Origin of the sequence: Collimonas sp., assembly GCF_035566555.1 — a bacterium.
Lineage (GTDB): Bacteria > Pseudomonadota > Gammaproteobacteria > Burkholderiales > Burkholderiaceae_D > Collimonas.
In genome coordinates, this window is the sequence record NZ_DATMRB010000056.1 from 1 (window position 1) to 6,248 (window position 6,248).

At 54.3% G+C, this 6,248-nt stretch carries 5 protein-coding genes and 1 pseudogene; all 6 read right to left on the reverse strand.

Annotated features, from left to right (window positions below; all coding sequences use genetic code 11):
• Positions 1–761, reverse strand: a pseudogene (locus VNZ65_RS08360) (hypothetical protein); the annotation flags it as partial.
• Positions 762–887: 126 nt separating this feature from the next.
• Positions 888–1,703, reverse strand: a complete 816-nt coding sequence (locus VNZ65_RS08365) for a hypothetical protein (RefSeq protein WP_325667917.1) — start codon at positions 1,701–1,703, stop codon at positions 888–890.
• 8 nt (positions 1,704–1,711) lie between these two features.
• Positions 1,712–1,975: a PAAR domain-containing protein gene (locus tag VNZ65_RS08370; protein WP_325667919.1), complete on the reverse strand. Its 264-nt coding sequence runs from the start codon at positions 1,973–1,975 to the stop codon at positions 1,712–1,714.
• A gap of 20 nt (positions 1,976–1,995) precedes the next feature.
• Complete coding sequence (locus VNZ65_RS08375; RefSeq protein ID WP_325667921.1) at positions 1,996–3,381, reverse strand: T6SS immunity protein Tli4 family protein; 1,386 nt, start codon at positions 3,379–3,381, stop codon at positions 1,996–1,998.
• Entirely contained in the window at positions 3,303–5,108 is a 1,806-nt protein-coding gene (locus VNZ65_RS08380; protein WP_325667923.1) for a hypothetical protein, read from the reverse strand. Before VNZ65_RS08380 ends, VNZ65_RS08375 begins: the two co-directional genes overlap by 79 nt.
• Positions 5,109–5,122: 14 nt before the next feature.
• The coding region (locus tag VNZ65_RS08385) for a type VI secretion system Vgr family protein (RefSeq protein ID WP_325667925.1) at positions 5,123–6,248 on the reverse strand (1,126 nt) is incomplete at its 5' end.

A 6,248-nucleotide genomic window follows, 5' to 3' on the forward strand; every position in this document is an offset into this window, starting at 1 on the left:
TGGTCGTACGCCTCTTCCGCCTGGTGCAGAAAGGATCCCCCCACCATCGACGGCAGGATCGGCAGCTCGTCCAGATCATCTTCGGACAAGGCCATTTTGATCACCTTATCCTGCACCGCAAACTGCGGCACCCAGACTAGCCGCGGCATCTTGAGGCGCAGCAGCTGCGTTGTATCTAGCCGCTCGATGGCCTTGGCGCCGGAATACACCATATATCCCACGGTGCGGTTGCCCTTCTCGTAGGCTTGCACCATGGGCGGCCGGACAATTTCACCGAAATACAATTCACGGATACCGCTGCTATCAACATAGGGCCGCGCATAGCTGTCGCCAAAGGTCGCACCGTTATAGGCCATGCAATGCGCCATTTGATTGAGCTTGGGCGTCAAGGCGGCATCGATCTCATCGACCATCTTGGCGAGTTTGATATTTTTGATCGTCTCAGCCTTCTTTTCGATGAAGACCGTATTGCCCGTCGTCTCATGGCCGCCGAGCGCGGACGTGACGATCAGCGACAGTGCGCCGGACACAATCGGGTCGCCTTCCATGAACGACCATTTCTGATAAATCTGCGCGCGCATGCGGGCGGCGCGACGACCAGTACCGAGGAGAGACTGCGATGCTGCCCCGAAATCAAAGGCATAGGGGTCATCTTTGCCCAGGTCGTCCACCCTCTCGACGTTCCCGGAAAACCATTTTTTTGCCGACGTGCCCATTTTGCCGAAGAGGCTGGGTGCATTTTTCTCAGTGTCTTTTGCCATGTGCCGCTCTGAATAGTCTGTATTCAGCATTGTCAGGCACAAACTCAGGCCGGCATTTTCATGGTTTCCATTTGCATCAATCGCAAAAGCCGCGCCAAAAACCTATGTGACTGCCCGCCCCATGACTTAAAGTACCTGCGGAAAAGAGAATCTTTTTTTCTTTTTGTTAACATTCAATTTCTTTTGCTCGTCTTGCGCAATACGGCGGCACTCCGGGCACCAGCGCCCCTTCCGAATATATATCGGCATGGCTTCCCACATGTGGCCCTCGATACATTGCCAGCTCAATGGTGTTATCACGTTGGTGTAAGTATCTGACAGGCAGCGACCGCCACGTTCCTGCGCAATTTCCCGCATTTTGTCGATGCCCAGGCGCATGCGTACGAACGAACATTTTGGACACCAGTGGAGGCGAACGCGTTCTGGTGGACCATGCCAGACATGACCGGCAGCACATTGCCATTGCAAATTTGTCGTGTTATTGACGTAAGTATTTGACAGGCAAAAACCTCCCTTACTTACCGCAAGCTCCTGCATTTTTTCAATTGTGCCGCGTTTGGCGTCAAAAGAACATTGCGGGCACCAACGCCCGCAAGACACCACTGCTGCAGTCGTTTGCCAGATGTGCCCTTTAGCGCATTTCCAGCGCAATCGGGATCTGCTATCCACATAGCGCTTGGACAGTAAATGCCCGCCGCGCTGCTGCGCGAGCATCCGCATGTCATCCAAGCTGCTGCGCATACTGTCGTGATAGCAGCGGAGACAGCAGCTGCCGTCTTTTATACTATGGGGAGATGCGTGCCATTGATGTTTCTTCAGACATTGCCAATGCAAATTGGTGGCTGCATTAATGTAGGCATCAGACAAACACAAACCGCCACGGTCACTAGCGATCTGCTTCATTTCTTCGAGTGCCAACTGCCGACGTTCGCTTCTGATCATTGCCTGTTTTAAGATTTCCCAAAATTCGACAAGCTGGAAATCAGACTCGCGCCACAACTTGTTTTATGTCCGTCGAACGCTACCGCCAGCCCGCCGACAATAAAATTCGGGTCGCCTTCGACAATGACGCAAACGGTATGCCCCTGGATAGGACATATGCAGGTATCGCCAACGCGGGCCACCGCGATCCCTTCGACAATAAACGGCGCGCTGGCCGAGACGACCTTGCCCCCATGGTTCGTCGCATCGCCGAGCCTGATTACGTTTGGCATGTGGCCTCCATCTGCGCTAGTTAGCCTGGGGTCGGTTCGCCAGGGAGCGATGCTCCTGGTGTATCGTGCGCATCAGTTTTAGCGATGGCAGCTGGTGCCGCTGTTTCTTCATAGGCCACTAGAGACCACACTGTGCTTAGGGAATGGCTAGGCCGCTGACCACGTATCGTTTGCCACATGTTGGCATCGCCAAGCAGCACGGCAGCTGGCATCGCTTCGCCGACTTTGAAGAAACGTCGGCGGCCGCCGTCAATATTCCCGGTTTCGATACATTGCCACCAGCCAGTCTGCGGACATATCGAGCCGGTAGCAACAACCTCACCCAGCGGCGCTTGCGGCGACGATGGTGTCGGGTCTGCGCTACTGACTTTGGCCGGTCCGGTTGGGCGCAGACGGATAGAGTTGACGACGCTATCAAAAAGTTTGATGGCCTGGTCGTCCGTCAGCGATGGGCGAACAGTACGTTCACCAGCATGGCCTTGTCCGGTAAACATCTCGACATGAACGTTCGGCGAGAATGCCGCATTGGGCTTGCCGGGAGAGTCCCAGGCAAATTGATGGGTAAAATAGCCGGCGTCGGTTGGATAAGCCTGCATTAATTCCTCACCTGCCAATGATCCGACTTTGCGCTCGCCTTTGCGGAATGTTTTTACGCGACCAATGACGTCCGCGTATTGCGCGTGAATTGGTGATTTTGCGTAGCGCTCAAGTAGCGTGTCATCAAGCTTGTCGCCGTTCTCTCTTGTCGTAAAGACGACCAGCACGTCAGGCCATGCCTTGAAGCGGAAACCGATCTGACCGTATTCGGCCTGGTCTTTACTCCCATCGTCAGCAATGAACCCATCCTTGATGCAAAAGCCAGGTTCTGCAGGAATTTCCTCTGGCTGGCGGAACCGGACAGCAGGAAGAACAACTGATTTTAACCGGTCGACTAGCTGCGGAAACGATTGATCGAAGCCCGTTGCCGCCATGGAGAAAACTGTGCCGTGGCTTAAACGATATGCCTCCAATCCAGTTGATGGCGGATCATTCGGGAATAGGTCAAATGCGCGTGACAGCTTAAAAATTCTGCTATCAGAGGAAGGGGAAAGCACCTCTGTTAGTTTGAATTTGTCTTTTTGCTTACCTGCCCTCAGTTCTTCTTCCCGTTTTTCCATTCGTGCAGAAAAATTTTTCGCGTCGATCCCTGCGCGTTCGGATTCGATCCGACCGAACATGAATTCATATCCTTGTCCATTAATCTCAGCGTCTTTTGGCGCATCGACTAGGAAACGTCCAACGCAATATGTTTTTGTTTCACTCATCACAGGTTCCTTAGCATAAGCGGTCAGGATGCCGAAGCCGGCGAGGGTTGCGAAGCCGATTCGGAAGAGTCGCTGGCAGAAGCCGGGGCGGGAGCGGAACATGTTTCTCCTTTGGTTTGTGGCAGGTCTTTGGCTGGTTTCGCGCCCTGGATAATTTTCCCAAGACAATACAGCACATTCTCGATGACATTCTCATTCTTGTAGCTCTCGGCGTGCGCGAAGCCTTTCATTTTGAAAACATGCGTTGCATTGTCTCCCACAAGCGCGGCTGAATGGAGAGGCACCGTGCCGTCGCCGGCGTCTGGATCGTCATCATCTTTAGGTTTGGTTTTATCTTGAAGCCTAAAATTTATCCCATCATTCTCAGTACCTACCTGCGCTTTACCGTACTTCGTCCAATCTCCAGTAGGTAGCCCGCTCAATCCGTCCTTTATATTGCTTGGGATATCAGCATGCGTGGTCCAATGCACGCTTCCAAACGAAACTTCTTTAGCATCAGCACCAAAATGAGCGAAGGTGTTCGGATGACAGTAAAGCTGCGCTGTTTCATGAAAGTCACGGGCCTTGGTGATGGCGATTTTATATGCATCGAACGGCGTCATCTTGTTCTTTTTATGAATGTTAGCCGGATCAATCAATGTTTCATCAATCATTCCCCACCACAGGTCTTGTACTCGCTTAGAATAAATCTCTGCATAGGGATCTGCTACTGGCAGCGCAGGCATCAGTAAATCTCGCTTACCGTTCGTGAATCCTTCCATCTGGAGCCAACCCGACGGGTAGTGCTTAGTCGGCAATAGCTCCAACGGGCCTGGTGAATTGGCCATCACGCATGTGATGTCTACAGCACTCCACCCTATGATCGTTGCCGCCACTGCACCTGGAATGTCCAATATACCGCCAACTTCGGTCCCAGCGCGAAAACGCCGATACACCACCGGCGCGCCACCCATTGGCTGTACACCATTTACCACGCCCAGAATCTTGCCTTCAACTATTTGCGCGGCTCTCCGGGTTACCATGCCACCCATCGAGTGGGTAATGATGATGACCTTGCCTTCCGGGATGAAATACTTCGTCTTATCGTACCAGTCCAGCGCTTCCTGGATTCGCTTCACCAGTCGCTGGGCCGATTCTTCATTGCTTTGCAGCCAGTTGTAACCGCAAGCCCACACAGGATAAAAATAGTCATCAAGGCGCGTGAACTCTTCGTCGGTCAGAGCAGATGCATCCCCCTTTATTGGATTCCAGGTCTTGAGAATATCGACCTCTTTACCTGGCTTGCCCTTCTTTAGCGTCTTGGCTAACTTCCAGACATCCATTTCTATCGGTTCTTTGGCGCCGGGATTGATATATTGGTCGTTGAGCGCGCGTTCCAGTTCGGTCAACACTCCGCCATAGCTATCCCAATGTAACTCTCCCCAGCCTCGCCGCCGCGCTTCTTCCGCTGTGAGCGTGTCTACCCCACGCGGCATCGATATTTTGCCAGTAGGATCTACCTCGGTGGTGTCAGGATTCATCTGCTTTTGCCGCTCGACCGCGCTCTGGAATGTGCGTGAACCACCTTCAGCCAGACCGGCCAATTTTCCATTAGGGGGTTCCCAGGCAGACTTGCCCTTATAGCCATCTGACTTGTCGTTCCCACGCAGATTCGTCCCCATGATACCCGGCACAAAAATCACAGGAATCACATGGCGAGGTGGCACTATGGCCACGGATCTATTTCTGAAGCTTTTCGGACTACAGACTGTGGCGAAGGTCGGTTCGCCGTCTTTGTCGAATTGCAGCGTCAATCTGCGCGTGGCTTCTGGGAGAACAGGTTCACTCATGTCTTATCGAGCCTTCAAGGTTTCAGATGTACGGTCAGCGCCTTGATGACGCTGTCAGTGATCGTATTTTGTGTGGCGCCATTGGCAGCGGATTTACCGGCATCCTGCACGGCGCCGGCAGTGTCGCGGACTTCATATGGCAGGTTTTCCCGGCCCTTGCCGCTGCGTCCGGAAAACGCGATCTTTTCATCGGTAGCCAGCGTCGAATGCGGCATATTCGGCAAAGCTGTATTGCCACCGCCGCTGCCGCCAAAGTTGAATGACGGCGCTTTAACGTCGACCGGCGCCGACGATGACATCGTGATCTTGCCGTTACCGATGACAATTTCCGCGCCGTCGGTACGCAGCACAATTTGCGGCGCCTCCAGCAGCAGCGATTCAAGCGAATAAACGTGCATGCGCTTGGCGGCGCCCAGCTCCATTTCGTTTGCCTGCGCCTGGACCTGGATCTTGCCGGTCGCCGCAATTAATTGCGCATCTTGCTGCGGCACGAACATCGACAAACCTTGTCCGGCACGGACCTGCACCTTACGGCCAGTGGTCAGATTGGCGTCCTGGACTGCGATCATGTCCAGGTTGGTGCCGGCGGCCGTCACGACCGAATTGGGACTGGACACGGCAACGCCGGCGGGCGCCGTCACGGCGATGGCGGCAGCACCACCCGCTTTGTCGGCATCCCAGCTTTTGATCTGGTCGGCCAATTTTTGCGCCGGCGCGGTATCGGTCGTGCCTGCTTCGTGGGTGTTGGCAAGTTCTGCCAGCTGCTTGGCGATTGCCAGCGCGGTTTCCAGCTGGCCTATCAGCTCCTGGCGGTCCAGCACTTGGCCGCCGGCATTGGGCCGGGGATCAGCGGTAATCAGCAATCCTTGAGCAGCTCTGATGGCACCCGCCAAATCCGTGCGGGCTTCAAATCCCTCCCCTCGCTTGTCGGAACTGCCGTCAGTACGGGGATGACCGATCCAGCCCTGGTTCAGCTGGGTCGCGCCTAGCTCGGACGACAATTTTGTTTTAGTTTGTCCCGTACTATCGTCGAAAAGAAGTTCCCCGAAGCCTGTGCCTTTGACTTCCTTTGATCGGATACCGTACAGGGCTGAGTTGCCCGGCAATGATCCCTTGCCGGAAAATCGGGTGGGTGTCCTG

Bases quoted from the DNA above. Each gene is read 5' to 3' on its own strand.
- VNZ65_RS08365 (WP_325667917.1), bottom strand. From the start codon at position 1,703: ATGATCAGAAGCGAACGTCGGCAGTTGGCACTCGAAGAAATGAAGCAG.
- VNZ65_RS08370 (WP_325667919.1), bottom strand. From the start codon at position 1,975: ATGCCAAACGTAATCAGGCTCGGCGATGCGACGAACCATGGGGGCAAG.
- VNZ65_RS08375 (WP_325667921.1), bottom strand. From the start codon at position 3,381: ATGTTCCGCTCCCGCCCCGGCTTCTGCCAGCGACTCTTCCGAATCGGC.
- VNZ65_RS08380 (WP_325667923.1), bottom strand. From the start codon at position 5,108: ATGAGTGAACCTGTTCTCCCAGAAGCCACGCGCAGATTGACGCTGCAA.